Raw genomic sequence first — 18705 nt, forward strand, 5'->3', positions numbered from 1 at the left:
AAAATTCCCCATCCCTTGTCCGCGGCACGCGCAAGGTCAACCGTCCCACCCGAGTCGTCAATTGCCGGGGATAAGACCCGTTTCGATAGCCTTTTCGCCCCTCTGTGCGCTCATAACGGCCGGCGCCAAGTTGATCCGTTAACTGGGCTTCAAGGATTTGATTCAAGACCTGTTCCAACAGTTTGGCCAGTCCTTGATCTTGCGACAGGAACCCGTGCAGGATTTCATCGCTTATTGTAATATTGTATTGAGCCATGTTGCTTTCCTCCTTTTTGTTTGGTTTTTGGTTCACTTTCATTCTATCAAAGGGAAAGCAACGTGGCTCTTTTTACATTTCCTTTTTACACAATTTTACGGACTCAACTGGATTTTATGCATTTTTTGTCATCATTTCAACCAACCGCGCGCAAAACCGCAATTTGTAGACGTTCACGTGCCGCAAATTGTTGATAAAGCGTTCCCTCTCCCTCGCTGTGACGCGATGCGACAGAACACCGACCGGTCTTTTCCCTCCGCTATTCGTGCCGCGAAAATCCTCGAAGGGTGAGTTTGCGTCAACATATTAATCGACGAGGATTGAAAAGAGGAGACCAGCGCCCCCCTCCTGATTCTCTATATAGAGAAAAGTAAAGTCAGTGTTCAAATATAAGTCGTGCCCGACAGCAAAAAGCCCGGCCTGTTGCCACGGTTTGCCGGCTGATCCCTTGGGATGGGCAGTGACCGGGCAACCACGAGCAACGTAAAAAGGAATTGTCTCCGGCGCCGGTGGATCGATTCATGATGATAAGGAAATCCAACAACCTGCCGTTTCCACGGGTTATTTGAATTTCGTCGCTCGAATCGGCGCGATCGGTCAAACCGGTGGTTCAAAGATTTGGCGTAAACGCATCCCGTTGCCGGTCCTGTTTTTTCTCGCGGAGTTCGGCAATTTTTTCATCGCAATAGCCGTCGTACACTTCGACGGGCTGGGCGATTTTGAGCAACTGGATCGCCTCGTCGTACAGGCCTGCGGCTTCCAACTCCCGAACGAGATCGACGAGCGTATTGGCCAATGTATCTTCAATTTTTTTTAAGAGATCGAAAACCCAAGGGGCGCGAAATCCGTCCATCAATCCCCGCTTGTAAATGAATAATAGGTTGATCAAGTTGGCCTTTCGCTCCAAAAGCGGCCGTTCTTCGCCAAATCCTTGTTTCAGGTTGCTCAGGAAATCCTTCAGATCGCATTGGACTTCGCAATTAAGATGGACCGTGCTGCGCGTCACCTGGAGCACGCCCCTGAGCGCGGGATCATGGTCTTCGAAGATCGTTTTTAAATGGCTGATCATTACCCGCAAATAGTTTTTCGCGTTTTTTAAAGAAGCGTCCGGGAAAAAGACGTCGATCAGATGCTCGCGCGAAACCGTCGGCGTTAAGGTTAGAAAAGCCAACAATTCCTTCGCCAACCGCCGATCCCAATTCCCGACGACCGGCCGTTTATTCCAGCGAACGGAAAAATCGCCGATGACCCGCACTTCCAAACTGGGAGTCGCGATGGTCGCCCAATAGACCTCTTCCAAGGCGGTGCGGACTTTTTCCATCAAAAATTCCCGGGTTTTCGAGTATTGGAAAGAGTCATGCGTCCGGTAAAACTCGGTAAGCGCGGCAGTAAAGAGCTCAGGTTGGTCCAAAAAAACCGCGCTCGCGGCATTCGGGATGATCTGCAACCCGCTTTTCGGCACGGCCGCGGCAAACAAGGCGATCAAATGCGGCGGCAGAACCGGGGAACGGTCGCCGCCGACAAAAAGCACAGGCATTTTAAGGTGGGGCAGCGCTTTGATCATAGCGGTCTCTTCTTTGAAGACGAGTTCAATCCCCGAGCGGTATGCTTTTGAAGCCACGCGGCGCAAACCGCCCTCAATAATGGCCCGGTTCTTTTCATCTGGCGTATAGATTTGCCTAGGAATCATGTCCTCGATAAACGTTTCCCGATCGGCTTCTATCAATTCGAGACGGCCACTAAAATCAAAAAGAAAAAGGTCTTTTGGGAAGTAAAGTTGAGCGGAGATGAGCGTTAACGAGCGCACGCGTTCCGGAAAACGGAAGGCGGCTTTCATCGCGAGGACCGCGCCGAATTCATGGCCGACGAGATGGCAGCATCGGGAGCCCGTGCTTTCAATGACGGCCAATAAATCTTGGCACAAAAGATCCCAGGTCAGCGTGACGTCCCGATCCCCGCGCTCGCCGTGCCCGGGCAGATCGTAGCTGACGGGATAATAGTTTTCCCCTAATCGTTCAATGACGCCGTCCCATATATGGCGATCATAGCCGAGCCCATGAATGAAGAGGATCGTTTCCGGAGCGCTCCCTCGATCCGCCGGTGGCTCAACTTTCGAATGACGGCTTGTTTGGGAAGATTTGCCGAGCATCCATATTCCCTCCCAACGTCTTGCTAGTCTTTCCTGTCGTTTATGTGGTGGCGATGCGCATGTACCATTCACACTTTCCGGCGACAATTACGCATCAGAGGCGGTCAGGCCACTTTGTTTACCGCCATTTCCAATAAATTGTTTTTGTTCCATTATACCGCAATCGAAGGAAGCAAACTACGAATATTTAGAAAAAATGGGACGTTCGTATTAGGTGGCCAAAAAAGAGTCTTTCTGAATGCCGGACGTGAAAAATTAGTCCAAAAGGTGCAGACAAAAAAGTTGGTATTCATTATAATAAACAGAAATAATCTCAAATAAAGAACAAAGGTCTGAGCGACGTGGAAGGGGGGCGTCAAGGACAGGTCAAAAAGATTGGAGCATGAGTAGGAATATTGTTTGTCCATTATTTCATATGTTGTGAAAATATGATCAGAAGGGTCAAAAGGCGCAAGGATTGATGAAGTGTACGAGTCTAAAGAACGGATCCGCAGACAGTGAGTTAGAATGATTGGCCACGAAAAGAGGTCCATCGTTGACCGAAAGATGGATTCTTAAAAAGATGTTGTGTGCATTGTGAAAAATTTTTCATAGTGAAGAAAGGCCTAGCCAACTTCGACTTTATGGTAAATAAAGAAAGTAGAAATGGCGAATTGCGACGACGCTTGCCGGAAATTCCAATATTGTGTAATGATTGTGTAACGATTTGAGGCATAAAATGTAGAAGCAAAAAAACTGGCCGTAGCGTTCGTTATATCACTAGGCCCAATAGTCCAGGATAAAAACACTTTTTTAATGAGTGGGCAACAGGAAAAGAGGTACGGGACATGGGGCATTATGAATTTTTCTTGGAATACGATGGGAAAAAGACGAACGCCCGGGCATACGATTCCCCTGTCGATGAGGTGGTCGCTCCCACCTTGCAACAGGCGGTCGAGAAGTTTTGTAAAAAGCATAAACTGGAGTTGAGCCGCATGGATTCCCTCGAGGACGGCACGTACCGGGTTTACTTGATGAAAAAATCGTTCTTAAGGGGGACGACGGAATTCATTTATTACATTGAACCGCTTCCGGCCAATAATTGAGTCCCGAGGGCGTCCACGTGACGCCTATTAAATATATCGGCACTTTTTCCAACCTTTTAAGAGACTTTGACGAAAAGGATACTTTTTTTTCGAGTCTCCCGAATATTTGGCAACAACGCTCGAAAAATGTGCTATAATACGATTGGTTTTTTATCATCTAAATATTTCCGCTAGCGGAGGCTCGACATGGAAGAGACGATCAGTTTGCAAGACATTTTTCGAATCCTGAAAAAACGGCTGGCCATGATCACTGTGATCACGCTGCTTGCAATTGCTGCCAGTGCTATCATTACCTATTTTCTATTGACGCCAAAATACGAAGCGGATACGGAAATCTTGGTCAACCAATCGCTTAAAGACCAGGCGCAGTTTAACACCGGCGTCGTTCAAGCCAATGTCCAATTGGTCAATACGTACAGCGATATTATCAAAAGCCCGACGATTTTAAAAGACGTTATTGATAAGCTTCATCTCAATGTCACGCCGGATGAGCTACAGGGGCAATTATCTGTGGAAAGCAAGCAAAACTCGCAAGTGTTCTCGGTTTCCGTCCGGGATGAAAACCCGGCGAAGGCGCTCAAAATTGCCAACACCATTGCTGAAGTGTTCGCCGACAAAATTCCGACCATCATGAGCATTGATAACGTCAGCATTTTATCGAAGGCGAGGTTGGCGGAGGACGGTCACCCCGTCGCGCCAAAACCGACGCTGAACATGGCGATTGCGTTCGTCGTCGGCTTGATGGTGTCCGTCGGGCTCGCTTTCCTCTTGGAATATTTGGATAACACGATCAAAACCGAAGAAGACATCGAACAATTTCTCGAATTGCCCGTGTTGGGCGCCGTAATGGAAGCGAGCGCGAACGATTTGCGCGCCGCCTCGAAAGCCCGAGCCGCCCGCCGGATGGGAGGTGAAGGCGTTGAAGCGTAAAGCGCGGAAAGATTTAAACAGCGCCAAACAGCGCAGCTTGATTACGCACTTGGATCCGAAATCGCCGATCTCTGAACAGTACCGGACGATCCGGACGAACATCGAGTTTTCCCTGGCTGACAGGGAACTGAAAACCCTTGTCGTCACGTCTTCCGGCCCTTCTGAAGGCAAGTCGATGACGACCGCGAACCTCGCCGTTGTCATGGCTCAGCAAGGAAAACGCGTGCTTCTGATCGATGCGGACATGCGCAAGCCGACTGTCCACTATACTTTCCGATTGAACAATACGTTCGGTTTGACCAACTTGTTGACGAAGCAAGCTAGATTGCCGGAAGTCGTGCGCAAGAGCGAAGTCGATCACCTTTACATCATTACGAGCGGGCCGATCCCCCCGAATCCGGCAGAGCTGCTCGGCTCCAAGGCGATGCGCGAGTTTTTGAATGACGTTTATGACCGTTTCGACGTCATTCTTTTCGACAGCCCGCCTGTACTCGCTGTGACGGACGCGCAAATCCTCTCGAGCTTTTGCGACGGCACCGTTCTCGTCGTTGCGAGCGGACAAACGGAGAGGGAGGCGGCGATCGAAGCGCGCGACTTGTTGCAGAAGGCGAACGCGCGCTTGCTCGGCGTCGTTTTGAACCGCAAGCCGATGCGCGAAGGCCATTATTATTACTACTACGGTCACTGATATTTTCCTGTCTTTCGTTCGGCCCTTGATGATTCGTATGGATAAAATTGCCCATATCGGATAGATGACCCAATAATAGGTGATGTTTTTTGATAAATTTAAAACAGGCGGCGATTCGCTAGATTTAAAGGTTATTCCCCCGCGGCTCAGCGGGGGAATGACAGATTCGAATTGTTTTTCGCGAAAACGGCATATCGCCGCAATAATTACCATTTCAAAGCGGGACTTTTATCCTATGACAATTGAGTGGTCAAAACTGAACGAAGCAGGAATGTCTTGTAAGATTGCTGGTTTAACAGAGACAGAGAGAAACGTTTTCTTATATTCGGGAGAGGGTTTCCATTATGATCGATTTGCATTGCCACATCTTGCCGGGTGTCGATGATGGGGCGAAAACGGAGCAAGAAGCCCTTGATATGGCGCGCGCCGCTTATTCCGAGGGGATTACGCACATCGTCGCGACACCGCACCACAAAAATGGCGTTTATGAAAATAATAAAGCGTCAATTGAGATGCAAGTGACCCTTTTAAACGAGTTGTTTGAGAGAAAAGGGGTGCCTGTGACCGTCCTGCCTGGCCAGGAAAATCGGCTCCACGGTGACATGCTGGAAGGACTAGAGAAGGGCGATGTGCTGACAATGAACGACAGCGGCGTGTATCTCTTCGTTGAATTTCCGACGAACCATGTGCCGCGCTACGCCGCGCAACTTTTTTACGACCTGCAGCTCGCCGGCGTCGTCCCGGTCATCGTCCATCCGGAGCGGAACAACGAGATTTTTGATCACCCCGATGTGCTCTATCACTTGATCAATAACGGCGCGCTCTCTCAAGTTACCGCCGCGAGCCTTACAGGACGGTTCGGTAAAAAGATCCGTAAGCTCGCTTTCGATCTCATCGAGCACGGCTTGGCTCACTTTGTTGCGTCGGATGCGCACAACACGACGACGCGGGCTTTTCATCTGCGCGAAGCTTATAAGGAGATTCAACATGCGTTCGGCTCCGGCACCCGTTATCTTTTCGAGGAAAACGCCGAACTTTTGATCAACGGTCAAACCGTCAATCGCGACCAGCCGACCCGAATCCGGGAGAAAAAGTTTTTAGGCTTGTTCTAAGATGATACTGATGAGTGCATTGTGTTTTATAAGGGGGCATTGACCATTGAAAAAAGTGAGAAAAGCGATTATACCGGCCGCAGGTCTCGGCACTCGGTTTTTGCCGGCGACCAAGGCGATGCCGAAAGAGATGTTGCCGATCGTCGACAAACCGACGATCCAATACATTGTCGAGGAAGCGCTCGCAGCGGGGATCGAGGATATTATCATCGTGACCGGTAAAGGCAAGCGAGCCATCGAAGACCATTTTGACAACGCCTTTGAACTGGAGGATAACCTCATTAAAAAGAAAAAATACGACCTTTTGGAAAAAGTCCAGCAGCCGTCACAAGTCGACATTCATTACATAAGACAGAAAGATCCGAAGGGCCTGGGTCATGCCGTCTGGTGTGCCCGAAAATTTATCGGTGACGAGCCGTTTGCGGTACTGCTGGGTGATGACATTGTCCAATCCAATCCCCCCTGCATAAAGCAGCTCATCGATCAGTATGAGGTAACCGGAGCCTCCGTCTTGGGCGTCCAAGAAGTTCCCTTTGAAGAAACGTCTCGTTACGGTATCGTCGCGGCGTCCGAAACCGGCGGTCGGTTGTACAAAGTGTCCGACCTTGTTGAGAAACCGAAAGAAAACCCCCCGTCAAATCTCGCAATCATGGGTCGCTATGTGTTAACGCCGGAAATTTTCTCGTTCCTTGAAAAGGGCGTCATCGGCGCAGGCGGTGAAATCCAATTGACCGACGCCATTAAGATGCTCAGTGAAATCCAAGACGTCTATGCCTATAATTTCGAGGGCAAACGATATGACGTCGGCGAAAAATTGGGTTTTGTGCTGACGACCATAGATTTTGCGCTGCAAAATGAATCTATTGGCCCCTCTGTTCTTAAATATTTAAAAGAAATTGTCAGAGAGGACTTGATTACGTCTTAATCTGATGGCTAGCAAGGTGATCTTATAAAGCGAGTTCAATTGATTGGCTTTTAACAATTTGAAAACGATCGGTGATGTCTCCTTACCGTTAACAATGGAGGCACTCGGCCACGCTGTGGGTGGGGACGATGACGGTCCGGCCACCTTAGACGCTTGTCGTCGAAGGTGTGGCGTGAGGGTGGGTTAGATGCCCTGAAATATTTTTATTACACGTCTTTATCAGTTACTATATAAAATTTATGGGATTAGGGGGGAAGAAATTGGAAAAAGTTGTAGAAAAGGTCAATAATACACGAGGACCAGTATATAGCCATAATTATGATTCTGTACAATTTAAAAGTAAAGTGGACTCTTCTTTGCTTTTCGCTTTTACAAAACGTACATTGGATATTATTGGTGCACTTGTACTTCTTATTTTAACTAGCCCACTGTATTTGATAATTGGCTTTTTTTATCTTTTTGGAGAATCTAAAGGTCCACTTCTTTTTAAACAGATTCGTATTGGTAAGAATGGAAAAAAATTTTATATATATAAGTTTCGTTCGATGGTAGTAAATGCGGAAGAAAAGCTAATTTCCGATAAAAATCTTTATAAAAAATATTTAAATAATAATTATAAATTAGAGCCTCACGAGGATCCACGGATAACAAGATTAGGGCGTTTTTTACGTAAAACCAGTCTTGACGAAATCCCACAATTTATTAATGTTCTAAAAGGTGAGATGAGTTTGGTTGGTCCTAGACCAGTCGTTGAAGAGGAATTAATAGAATATGGGGCAAAGGTATCCCATTTTTTATCCGTTAAACCTGGCATTACCGGTTATTGGCAGGTAAATGGGAGAAGTAATGTAGGGTATCCAGAAAGAGTAGATATTGAATTATTCTATGTGTATAATCAATCGCTTCGGTTAGATATTATCATTTTACTTAAAACGGTTTTAAGTGTTATTACGAAAAAAGGTGCTTTCTAGTAATTTTATTTGATTTATAATTTATAATTAAATACTGTAGTATTGAAGGAATGATTAAATTGGATTTTAAAATAAAAAATTATTATATTGCATGAGGGTATTGTAATGGCATACATACTTCTACCAATTAGTTTATTTATTAAACATGTTATTGGTATTTCTGTGTCATCAATTTCTTATCTATCTGAAATTCCAATATATGTTTATATGTTTATCATTTTGTTTGCATTAATAATAGGAGTTAAAATAAATATTAAACAATGGTTTAGTATTAGGGTTGCTATTTGCATATTTATTGTATTATGTTGTCAGATAATTGCAATGATGTTGAGCCATGCTGAAATCGGAAACAATATCTTTAATCGAGATCCTATTAAAGAATTTATAAAATTAATTATTTTTATGGCATGTATTTTTTTGCATTATATTACTGTGAAGATCACTGTAAATAACGAAAAGAGTATACTAAGATTCATAAGAGGTAATGGTATAGCTTTAATTATTCTTTTGATGATAACTTATCTACAGTTTCTATATTTGTTGTTTCCTAACTTATTTTCTGGAATAGTGGAGTTTATTGGAAGACACTTTGAAAATAGATATGATAGAGATTGGTATATAGCGGGAAGTTATGTTCAAACTTCTCATAGAATAAATGGATTAAACCCTGAATCGGATTATTTAGCTATTCAGCTATTAGTTATCTTTGTTCCTTTCATATTGGCATCAATAAAAAATAAAGTAAATATTTTCTCTATAAAATCAAAATATAAAGGTGTTTTTTTCTATACCGTGTTATTGTTTATAACAGTAATTTTATTTTTTGCGAAAACAACAACAGGAATTATGTCAATCATATTAATTATTATGTTTTTTTGGATGGGCTTGCCAATAAAAAGAAAAATAACATCAGCATCAGTTTTGCTAATACTTGGTTTTGTGGTCTATTTTATTTTAATCAATAATTCTTTCATGATGGAAATATTGGATAAATATCTTTTTAATAAAGCCGAAAGTGACTCATTAATGAATCGTATAGGTGGAACAATAGGCTTAATAATTACGTGGCTAAAACATTTTATTATTGGTATAGGGTGGAATTTCCAAAATTATTATCTATTTAAGAATGTCCCGATTTGGACAACTTATAACGCAGAGTATCAATATGTATTTTTACCTCAAAATTATTATCCAGTATTAAGCGTTCTATTTGGTTTATTCGCTCAATTCGGCTCTATTTGTGTTATTTTGATCTTTGTTTATGTATACAATCTATTGAAAGATTTTAGAATGATAAGCAAGAAGGCAAAATTAATTGGTCTTAATAAAAATGAATGTCAAATAATTGATGCTATCAAGGATTCTGCATATTTTTTCTTTATTTTCTATTTGATTAGCTCACTATTCATCTTTTATTGGTATGAAAGTATTTATCTTATAATGTTTTTCTTTTTCGTAGTTGTCCGTCAATATTTTAAAAAGAAATTAAGTAGGTATTAACGTCTATGACAATTTTATTAATTAATTGGTGAGGTTTTATGAAAATTTTACAAGTTACTGAGTCATTTGGTGGCGGGGTTTATAGCTTTCTTATAGATTTATGTAATGACTTAGCAAAAGATCATGATGTTACTGTTGTTTACTCAAATAGAAAGGAGACTCCAAAAAAATTTATCAATGACTTTGACCCAAACATTCATTTTATTTATTTAAATATGGGTATCAACAAAAGCATATATTCAATATTAAAATTAGTAAAGATAATAAAAAAAATTAAACCTGATGTAATTCATCTGCATTCTTCTAAAGCTGGGTTTGTAGGAAGAATCGCTACAAAAATTTGTGGATATAAAGGAAAAGTATATTATAATCCTCATGGTTTAGCATATTTAAGAAAAGATATACCTAAAGTTGTAAGGTTGATATTATTTTTTGTGGAGAAAATAATGTCAAATTTATGTGAACTAGTTATAGGTGTCTCCAAATCTGAAAAAAACGAGATTCAAAGATTTACAAAAAATACAATTTACATAAATAACGGTATTAATATAAATAGATTTCAAAGGGAGATATCAAATATTAAAGTTAAAAATGTTGGGAATAGTAAAATTAAGATTGGGACTGTTGGAAGAGTTGAATATCAAAAAAACCCTGGATTATTTAATGATATTGCTAAAAAATTTCCTGGATTAGATTTTATTTGGATTGGAGATGGGAGTTTAGTACATAAATTAAGTAGTAATAATGTTTATTGCACAGGTTGGCTGGATAGAAAAGAAGTAATAAAAAAATTAATGGAAATTGATATATATATTCAGACATCTTTATGGGAAGGGTTACCTATATCAGTTATAGAAGCAATGTATTTGGAAAAGCCAATAATTGTTAGTAATTCTATAGGGAATGTTGATTTAGTTAGTCCAAGTCTTAATGGTTTTGTTTTCAATGATTTAAATGAAGCATGCTTGCACATATCTAATTTAATTAAAAGTAAAGCATTAATTATTAAGATGGGTAAAAAGTCGAAGGAAATCGTATGTGAAAAATTTAATATAGAAGATACGATTAAGAATTATAAAAAAATATATTTCGAATAGAAATAGTTTTCGGAGGAGTTTACAGGTTGGATAAAAAAATTACTATACGAAATATTAAAAGTAGTTTACCAAGCTATAAAAAAGATATAGATAGATTAGATCTTTGGGTTTATTATTTTGTTCGACCTCTGTCCTATTATTTCACATGGGTTTTTCTAAAGTTAAAAATAAGCCCGAATTTTGCTACAATAATTTCTGCGTTTATTGGGTTTATCGGTGCAATAATAATGGCTGTAGGTACTTTTAAATTGCAATTAACGGGTGCCATATTAATTAACTTTTGGATAATTTTTGATTGTGTTGATGGTAATATTGCAAGATTTAATGAACAGACAAGTAAATTCGGTGAATTTTTAGATGGTATTAGCGGTTACATATTCACATCTTTTTTATATACTGGAATTGGTCTTTCTGTATTCTTATCAGGCAATAAGTCTATTGTATTATATAATGATTGGATATATATTTTGCTTGGTTGTTTGACTTCATTGTTTACAATATTACCAAGGCTTATTGAACATAAAGCGCAAAACCTATTTACAGAATATAGTTCTATTGCAACTAACAAGAATAATTATAATATTTTTTATAAAATTGGATTAAATGTTGCAGGGATGGCTGGATTATCTAATCCATTACTTCTAATCGCAGTTATTACAAAAAGTTTGGATTTATATTTGATTTTTTATTTTGTTGTCCATTTATTAATAGCTTTATACTCGATATATAAAACCTTGATGGCTGTTCCTAAGAATTAATGAGTAGTCTTCCTCTAGAGGATATCATGACGAAATAATTTTTGCAGATCTACCAAAAACGCTTCGGTTTAAATCCAACAATTAATCTTTAATTAATTTATTGTAAATAACGCGAGAATCGTTTGTAAGTGGTTTGTCTTACTGCTTTAACAAACAATTGTACCACTATAGGAATTAGATTAGAGTAAGGGGGGAATAAGATTTGAAAAAAATACTCGTTGTCGGAGGAATGATCCGTGGTGGGGGAATAACAAAATTTCTGATGAATGTTTATACAGCAATGGGGACTATTAAAAATTTACAAATAGATTTTGTAAATGATACTGGCATAAATGACTATAAGGATGAAATGAAAGAAAGAGGATGGAATGTTTATTATGTAACTCCCATTAAAAAAAACCCATTAAAATATTTACTTGATTGGTTTTATTTATTAAAAGGTGTTGCAAAAAATTATGATGTTATCCATTTCCATTATGACACTTTAATTAAATTTGTTCCAGTTCTTTTAGCAAAGAGATTTAATATACCAAGAATAATAATGCATTCCCATAATTCCTATAGCGAAACAATTGCGAATAATTTCGTAGCAAAACATATACACAATTTAGGTAGATATATTATCGCAAAATATGCGACTGATTATTTTGCATGTTCAAATAAAGCAGCTGAATGGTTTTATAAGTCAGATTTAATCAAAAAAAATAAGGTTAAAATTATAAAAAACGGAATCTTTCTAGATTCATATAAATTTTCACCAACCATGCGGAAGAGTATTAGAGAGGAATTAGGTATTGAAAATAAATTTGTCGTGGGACATGTAGGGCGATTTGAAACACAAAAAAATCACCCTTTTATTATAAAAGTATTTAAAGAAATACATAATAGGAATAAAGATTCTGTTTTAATTTTAATAGGCGAAGGGAGCAGAAAAGGAGAGATAATAGAATTATCAAATAAATTAGGTCTTAATGATAGTGTATATTTTTTGGGATTAAGAAATAATGTAAATGAACTTTTACAAGCCATGGATGTTTTTTTATTTCCATCTTTATTTGAGGGGTTACCATTATCATTAATTGAGGCTCAAACTTCTGGGTTAATATCGTTTGTATCAGACACAATTGATAAAGAAATTAAATGTTCGCAGTTTATAAAATTTATATCGCTTAATAAAGAGCCTGAGTTTTGGGCAAATGAGATATTAAAAAGTATTACAAATAACGATTTGAGCCAAAGAATAAATGGATTTAAACAAGTAAAAGATTCAGGATATGATATTGTGGATGTAGCAACAGAATTAGCTACACTCTATTTTAAAATGCTTGAATGATTTCTTGAACTCATAGTTATTTTAGTTAAATGTTAAGGGAGCATTTCTAATGAGTAAAAATAATATATATGCAATTGAAATAATCGGATCTCGAGATTATCACGCCGGCTCAAAAGCAAGAAACGATATAAGTCTTTTTTTGAGTGAAATGGGAATTCCTAAAATATTTTTTGATCGTGAAGTGGGACGTCTGGAAAAACTTATTTTTTTAAAACATAATATCAAAAGAAAATTATCCAAATTAAATAATAAAGATATAATAATTATTCAATATCCGTTACCTTGGAAAAAGTATTTTACTAATTTCTTAATCAAGATGATTAAACTAAAAAGATTATTTACTGTTGTTATTATACATGATTTAGAATCTATTAGATATTCCACCAATCCTAAAAGTGTTAATGAGGAAATTAGAAATTTAAATAAATTTGATGTTATAATTTCTCATAATGCAAAAATGACAACTTTTTTAAAGCAAAGTGGAGTGGAAAGAAAAATTATAGATTTGGAAATATTTGACTATTATAACCCAAACCCAATTAAACGTGTTAATAATAATAAAAATCAAATTATTTTTGCAGGAAATTTAAATAAGGCTAGATTTATTAGTAAATTGAGGAATTTAAAGAATGAGTTGTTATTATTTGGTCCCAATCCTCAAGTCTATCATTCAAATAATATAAAATATATGGGATCATTTCCTCCGGATGAATTACCTTTATTTTTAGAAGGTACTTACGGATTGGTCTGGGATGGGGAAGCAATAAATTCGTGTGTTGGATTGTTTGGGGAATATTTAAGATATAATAATCCCCATAAAACATCCTTATACTTGAGTTCAGGATTACCAGTGATAATTTGGAAGGATGCTGCTTTAGCAGAATTTATAAAAAATAATAATTTGGGGTTATTATTGAGTGATTTAGGAAAATTAGATGAGGAAATAGAAAAAGTTTCTAATAAAGAATATGAATTGATGAGAAATAATGCCCTGGAAATAGCTAGAAAAATTAGAAATGGATATTTTATTAAGACAGCTATTCAAAAAGCAAAAAGTTTTTTATTGGAGGATAAATAATGGAATATGATTATCTAGTTGTTGGTTCAGGACTTTTTGGAAGTGTATTTGCATATGAAGCTTCTAAAAGAGGAAAAAAAGTAAAAGTCATTGAAAAAAGAAATCATATTGCCGGAAACATTTATACAGAAAATATAGAAGGCATTAATGTTCATAGGTATGGCGCGCATATTTTTCATACAAATAATAAAGAAATTTGGGAATATGTTAATCGGTTTGCTGAATTTAACCACTTTATAAATAGTCCAATAGCGAATTATAAAGGTGAAATCTATAATTTACCTTTTAATATGAATACATTTAACAAGTTATGGGGCGTTGTAACACCAGAGGAGGCCAAAGCGAAAATTGAAGAACAGAAAGCGGCTGCGGGAATAGATAAACCAAGAAATTTGGAAGAACAAGCGATTTCATTGGTCGGGACGGATATTTATGAAAAATTAATTAAAGGATATACGGAAAAGCAGTGGGGACGCAAAGCAACGGAATTACCTGCTTTTATTATCAAACGTCTCCCGGTTCGCTTTACGTATGATAATAATTACTTCAATGATAAATATCAAGGTATACCTATAGGTGGGTATACACAAATTGTTGAAAAGATGTTGTCCAGCGATTTAATTGATGTTGAACTTGAAAAAGATTTCTTTGAACATAAAGAAGAGTATTTGAAGGAATTTCCCCGTATTGTATATACAGGTATGATTGATCAGTTTTTTGATTATCAATTTGGTACATTGGAGTATAGAAGTTTGGAATTTGAGACAATAATTTTGGATCAGGAAAATTATCAGGGGAATGCAGTAGTTAATTACACTGATGCCGAAACACCATTTACACGTATCATCGAACATAAGCACTTTGAATTTGGGACTCAACCAAAAACAATTATTACAAAAGAGTATCCAAAAAAATGGAAAAAAGGGGATGAACCCTATTACCCAATTAATGATGAGAAGAACAATGAGATGTTTAAGAGGTATCGCCAATTGGCTGATCAATTGCCAAACGTAATTTTTGGCGGTAGACTAGGAATGTATAAATATTATGATATGCATCAGGTAATAGGGGCTGCTTTAGCAGTTGTTAAAAAAGAATTTGAGTGAGTGAAAAGGAAACACCTATGAGTATTGCTAAAAACTATTTTTATAATGCCGTTTATCAAATTATAAATCTTTTGATACCTCTAATAACTGTACCTTATATTTCAAGAGTATTGGGGAGTAATGGCGTTGGTATTAATGCATATACTAATTCTATAACCCAATACTTTATTTTATTTGGTACGTTAGGAATTGCCCTTTACGGTAACAGAGCCATAGCATACGTTAGAGATGATAGAACAAAACTAAGTCGAACATTTTGGGGGATTTTTATATTAAAAATCATTACAACCTCTTTAACATATGTTATTTTCTTATGTTTTTTACAAATAACTGATCAATATAAGGGTATTTTTTTAATCCAATCGATTTTGATTTTGGCAGCGGCATTAGATATTTCATGGTTGTTTATGGGATTGGAGGATTTTAAAAAAACCGTTGTAAGAAATTTAATAGTTCGCATTATTGGTGTTATATGTATTTACGTTTTTGTGAAAACACCCATTGATTTATGGAAATATGTTTTTATTTTGTCAGTATCCCAGTTACTTGGGCAACTGACACTTTGGTTTTATTTACCAAAAACTGTTCAAAAGGTTAAATTGAAATGGCGGGATGTGACAAAACATTTTATCCCATCAATTTCTTTATTTTTCCCACAAATGGCTATCCAAATATATGTTGTTCTAAATAAAACAATGTTAGGATACTTTTCAAAGACAGAAGAGGTGGGCTTTTTTGATAATGCCGATAAAATAGTCAAAATTGCTCTCTCAATTGTTACAGCTATGGGGATTGTCATGTTGCCTCGGGTTTCTCACACGTTTGCAAGAGGAGATATGAGAAAGGTTAAAGAATATATTTATCAATCTTTTGAGTTTGCTTCCTATCTATCAATCCCGATGATGTTCGGGATTGCGGGTATAGCGAAAGGATTTACACCGTGGTTTTTCGGGCCTGGATTCGAAAAAACAGGACTATTAATCTGTGTGATCAGTCCTATCATTGTGTTTATTGCTTGGAGCAATGTCATTGGTCAGCAATATTTAATGCCTATTGGAAAAGTGCGGGAGTTTACAACGTCCGTATTAGCTGGTGCAATTGTTAATTTTTTTCTAAATTTGTTTCTAATTAGATATTATCAATCGGTGGGTACGGCAATTGCAACTTTAATTGCGGAACTTGTTGTAACATTTGTCCAGCTATGGTTCATACGGCACGATATTAGGGTTATAAAATTGTTATCTTCTGCATGGAAATATATAGTAAGTGGAATTATTATGTATAGTTCGATTCATTTCATTGGATTGGTCTTACATAACGGAGTTAAAACTACGGTTATCCAAGTTTTCTCCGGAATAATTATCTATGTAATGCTACTGGTTTTATTTAAATCTAATTTAAATATGAAATTATTATTACTTATTGTAGGGAAATTAAGAATAAAAAGTAATAAGTTGAGTCATAGAGATTTAGATGAAAGAGAATAATATTAGTTTCCCTTCATTTTGTAAAAATGAATTGATTTCATTTAAAATAGGATATCTGTTTGTAGACTTACTTCATTGTTGTACATCGGTGTTTTGTTTACAAACCTGGTTTTTAAGTCTAGAATCAACAAAATTATAATTATTTATAATTTTAATAATATAGATGAATGATAACATAGATGCTTATTTCGATAAAATACTCATCGAATATGGTTAACCTGTTGTTATTTATTATCTTAAAAATAAGCATAAATTGATATAAAATATTTTTATACCGAAGAAATATAAAACTCGTGTCGATCTTGGAGGAACCTATGAAACATAAAAGAAAATCAAAAAAATCCAGGAAGATTTTATTGACCATCGGTGTCATCCTTGGGATTCTGATCCTTGCGGGCGGGGGCTATGCATATTTCATTTACCACTCATTGGAGAAAACGGCGGACAAGATATACAAGCCAATCAATGGCAAGGATAAAAACAAAAACTTGCCGCTTCAAAAAAATAGAAGCACGGCGCCGCCGATTAATATTTTGCTGCTTGGAGTGGATGAGCGACCGCATGACAAGGGCCGTTCGGATACGATGATCATCGCGACGCTGAACCCGAAGACGAATTCGATGCTCATGACGAGTATTCCCCGTGACACGCGCGTGCAAATTCCCGGCCATACGGGATACAGCAAAATCAACGCTGCCTACGCGTATGGTGATGAACCGCTCGCTGTACAAACGGTGGAAAAATATTTCAACATTAACATTCCTTATTATGTTAAGGTCAATATGCAAGGTCTGGCCGACCTCGTCGATGCGGTCGGAGGCGTGACGGTCCATAACGACATCACATGGGCTGATGAAGGTTACTATAAGAAAGGTTATGTTTATAAAAAAGGCGACATCTTTTTGGACGGCAAAAAAGCGTTAGGTTATGTCCGCATGCGCCACAAAGATCCGCGCGGCGATTTTGGCCGCAACATTCGCCAGCGCCAGGTGATCCAAGCCGTTCTTCAGAAAGGGAAAAGCTTCACGTCGATCACGAAAATGACGTCGATTTTGAATGTGTTGGGCAAAAACGTCACGACCAATTTGACGTTTGATGATATGAAGCGCCTTGCGACCGATTACCGCGATTGCCAAAATCATATCATCGATTATGAAACGAAAGGCACGCCGAAATATATGGACGGCGTCAGCTGGGTCATCGTCACCGACGAAGAATTCCAAAACGTCCACAACATGATTGAAAAACAAATGAACGCGCAGTAAGTGGGTTTGGGCCGCCGGCGATTGCCGGCGGTTATTTTATTTGGTAGACCAATCTCGTCCTCGGACGAACGCCTGTTTGTCAAGCGATTCAGTTGACAGCGTGACTTAAAGGGTGTTGATGAGCGACAATCGTGGAATTCTCAGGATTTTCCCGGGCAAACAGCTTCGCAAACCGGCCACTCTGAAAATGATCCCTCAGCAAAGAAATCTGCTGCCGCGACCGATAAACAGGTACAAAAGCCGTCTTCACAATTCACCGCAGCCAACAGACCCTCAAAAAACGCTGCATCCCATGCTCCTTTAACTAATCAAAGATTTATCATCGATGCGCCTTTGATCGCGCAATATCCGCAGCTGCCAAGGGGCTGTGAAGTGACCCGCCTCGCCATGATGCTCAATCACGCCGGCATCCATGTGAGCAAAATGACGCTGGCGAAACAAATCAAAAAGATCCGACGCCGTATAAAGTGAAGGACGGTAAAACCTATTTCGGCAACCCCAATACCGGGTTTGTCGGTGACATGTACGATTTGAAAAAACCCGGATACGGGGTGTATCACGGGCCGATCTTTGACCTTGCCAAGCGCTATTTGGGTGGACGGGCCGTCGATTTAACCGGGAAGGGATTTGCTGCCGTTGAACACAGATTAAAAAAAGCAAACCGGTGTGGGTGATTGTCACAAGCTGGTTCCGCGCCGTGCCGGAGAGCGAATGGGAAACGTGGCAGACGCCGGCCGGGAAAATTCGCATGACCTATCACGAACCCGCCGTGCTGGTGGCCGGGTTTGACACAGACCATGTTTATTTCAATGACCCGCTGGCGTCGGTCAACAACCGCAAAGTGCCCCGCACCCAGTTTATTGCTGGATGGAACCCATTCGGCAGGCAGGCGATTGCTTATCTTTAGTTGCTCTTGGATTACGGCTCCAAAAAAGATGACGTCCACATTCAGATTCTACCCCGTC

At 38.9% G+C, this 18705-nt stretch carries 17 protein-coding genes and 1 pseudogene; 16 read left to right on the top strand and 2 right to left on the bottom strand.

The genetic code is table 11. The features are described 5' to 3' along the window. Together CCB157_RS08120 and CCB157_RS08125 are read right to left on the bottom strand one after the other, a co-directional pair. Positions 1 to 256 (bottom strand): transposase (locus CCB157_RS08120; protein WP_193432276.1); only part of this gene is annotated, 256 nt, incomplete at its 3' end. A gap of 610 nt (positions 257 to 866) precedes the next feature. Then, positions 867 to 2405 carry an alpha/beta hydrolase gene (locus CCB157_RS08125; RefSeq protein ID WP_077615415.1) on the bottom strand — a complete coding sequence of 513 codons (1539 nt, stop codon included), beginning with the start codon at positions 2403 to 2405 and terminating at the stop codon, positions 867 to 869. An 827-nt stretch (positions 2406 to 3232) separates the two neighbouring features. On the opposite strand from CCB157_RS08125, the gene CCB157_RS08135 reads away from it, so the two are divergent. The 16 genes and pseudogenes from CCB157_RS08135 (at position 3233) to CCB157_RS18520 (ending at position 18647) form a co-directional block, all read left to right on the top strand. After that, positions 3233 to 3490, top strand: a complete 258-nt coding sequence (locus CCB157_RS08135; RefSeq protein ID WP_077615417.1) for a hypothetical protein — start codon at positions 3233 to 3235, stop codon at positions 3488 to 3490. Between the two features lie 186 nt (positions 3491 to 3676). Further along, the gene (locus CCB157_RS08140) at positions 3677 to 4420 is read left to right on the top strand and encodes a YveK family protein (protein WP_077615418.1); all 744 of its coding nucleotides are present in this window, start codon (positions 3677 to 3679) and stop codon (positions 4418 to 4420) included. Next, entirely contained in the window at positions 4410 to 5108 is a 699-nt protein-coding gene (locus CCB157_RS08145) for a CpsD/CapB family tyrosine-protein kinase (protein WP_143286978.1), read from the top strand. The genes CCB157_RS08140 and CCB157_RS08145 overlap by 11 nt, the downstream gene beginning before the upstream one ends. Before the next feature lie 344 nt (positions 5109 to 5452). After that, a complete protein-coding gene (locus tag CCB157_RS08150) occupies positions 5453 to 6220 on the top strand; it encodes a tyrosine-protein phosphatase (RefSeq protein ID WP_077615420.1) in 768 nt (255 codons plus the stop codon). A gap of 46 nt (positions 6221 to 6266) precedes the next feature. Beyond that, positions 6267 to 7145: a UTP--glucose-1-phosphate uridylyltransferase GalU gene (galU, locus tag CCB157_RS08155; RefSeq protein ID WP_077615421.1), complete on the top strand. Its 879-nt coding sequence runs from the start codon at positions 6267 to 6269 to the stop codon at positions 7143 to 7145. Positions 7146 to 7489: 344 nt separating this feature from the next. After that, the gene (locus CCB157_RS08160; RefSeq protein WP_238594642.1) at positions 7490 to 8116 is read left to right on the top strand and encodes a sugar transferase; all 627 of its coding nucleotides are present in this window, start codon (positions 7490 to 7492) and stop codon (positions 8114 to 8116) included. 105 nt (positions 8117 to 8221) lie between these two features. Further along, positions 8222 to 9616, top strand: coding sequence for an O-antigen ligase family protein (locus CCB157_RS08165; RefSeq protein WP_077615423.1), 1395 nt, complete (start codon positions 8222 to 8224; stop codon positions 9614 to 9616). A 38-nt stretch (positions 9617 to 9654) separates the two neighbouring features. Continuing rightward, on the top strand, positions 9655 to 10713 hold the full coding sequence (locus CCB157_RS08170; RefSeq protein WP_077615424.1) for a glycosyltransferase: 1059 nt from the start codon (positions 9655 to 9657) through the stop codon (positions 10711 to 10713). Between the two features lie 26 nt (positions 10714 to 10739). Beyond that, positions 10740 to 11471 carry a CDP-alcohol phosphatidyltransferase family protein gene (locus CCB157_RS08175; protein ID WP_158077249.1) on the top strand — a complete coding sequence of 244 codons (732 nt, stop codon included), beginning with the start codon at positions 10740 to 10742 and terminating at the stop codon, positions 11469 to 11471. A 202-nt stretch (positions 11472 to 11673) separates the two neighbouring features. Next, positions 11674 to 12804 (top strand): glycosyltransferase family 1 protein, encoded by a 1131-nt coding sequence (locus tag CCB157_RS08180; RefSeq protein WP_077615426.1) that lies wholly within the window; start codon positions 11674 to 11676, stop codon positions 12802 to 12804. A 49-nt stretch (positions 12805 to 12853) separates the two neighbouring features. Further along, a complete protein-coding gene (locus tag CCB157_RS08185; protein WP_077615427.1) occupies positions 12854 to 13882 on the top strand; it encodes a glycosyltransferase in 1029 nt (342 codons plus the stop codon). Then, on the top strand, positions 13882 to 14988 hold the full coding sequence (gene glf / locus CCB157_RS08190; protein WP_077615428.1) for a UDP-galactopyranose mutase: 1107 nt from the start codon (positions 13882 to 13884) through the stop codon (positions 14986 to 14988). Before CCB157_RS08185 ends, glf begins: the two co-directional genes overlap by 1 nt. After that, a complete protein-coding gene (locus CCB157_RS08195; RefSeq protein ID WP_202970040.1) occupies positions 14985 to 16475 on the top strand; it encodes a flippase in 1491 nt (496 codons plus the stop codon). Before glf ends, CCB157_RS08195 begins: the two co-directional genes overlap by 4 nt. A 314-nt stretch (positions 16476 to 16789) precedes the next feature. After that, on the top strand, positions 16790 to 17740 hold the full coding sequence (locus CCB157_RS08200) for an LCP family glycopolymer transferase (RefSeq protein ID WP_077615430.1): 951 nt from the start codon (positions 16790 to 16792) through the stop codon (positions 17738 to 17740). 372 nt (positions 17741 to 18112) lie between these two features. Further along, complete coding sequence (locus CCB157_RS18335) at positions 18113 to 18211, top strand: hypothetical protein (protein WP_077615431.1); 99 nt, start codon at positions 18113 to 18115, stop codon at positions 18209 to 18211. Positions 18212 to 18261: 50 nt separating this feature from the next. After that, positions 18262 to 18647: pseudogene (locus tag CCB157_RS18520) on the top strand (C39 family peptidase). The last annotated feature ends 58 nt before the right edge of the window (positions 18648 to 18705 follow it).

The sequence above is a fragment of the Caenibacillus caldisaponilyticus genome (assembly GCF_002003465.1).
GTDB lineage: Bacteria > Bacillota > Bacilli > Bacillales > Sporolactobacillaceae > Caenibacillus > Caenibacillus caldisaponilyticus.

Bases quoted from the DNA above. Each gene is read 5' to 3' on its own strand.
- CCB157_RS08200 (WP_077615430.1), top strand. From the start codon at position 16,790: ATGAAACATAAAAGAAAATCAAAAAAATCCAGGAAGATTTTATTGACC.
- CCB157_RS08135 (WP_077615417.1), top strand. From the start codon at position 3,233: ATGGGGCATTATGAATTTTTCTTGGAATACGATGGGAAAAAGACGAAC.
- CCB157_RS08150 (WP_077615420.1), top strand. From the start codon at position 5,453: ATGATCGATTTGCATTGCCACATCTTGCCGGGTGTCGATGATGGGGCG.
- CCB157_RS08125 (WP_077615415.1), bottom strand. From the start codon at position 2,405: ATGCTCGGCAAATCTTCCCAAACAAGCCGTCATTCGAAAGTTGAGCCA.
- CCB157_RS08165 (WP_077615423.1), top strand. From the start codon at position 8,222: ATGGCATACATACTTCTACCAATTAGTTTATTTATTAAACATGTTATT.
- CCB157_RS08140 (WP_077615418.1), top strand. From the start codon at position 3,677: ATGGAAGAGACGATCAGTTTGCAAGACATTTTTCGAATCCTGAAAAAA.
- CCB157_RS08170 (WP_077615424.1), top strand. From the start codon at position 9,655: ATGAAAATTTTACAAGTTACTGAGTCATTTGGTGGCGGGGTTTATAGC.
- glf (WP_077615428.1), top strand. From the start codon at position 13,882: ATGGAATATGATTATCTAGTTGTTGGTTCAGGACTTTTTGGAAGTGTA.
- CCB157_RS08185 (WP_077615427.1), top strand. From the start codon at position 12,854: ATGAGTAAAAATAATATATATGCAATTGAAATAATCGGATCTCGAGAT.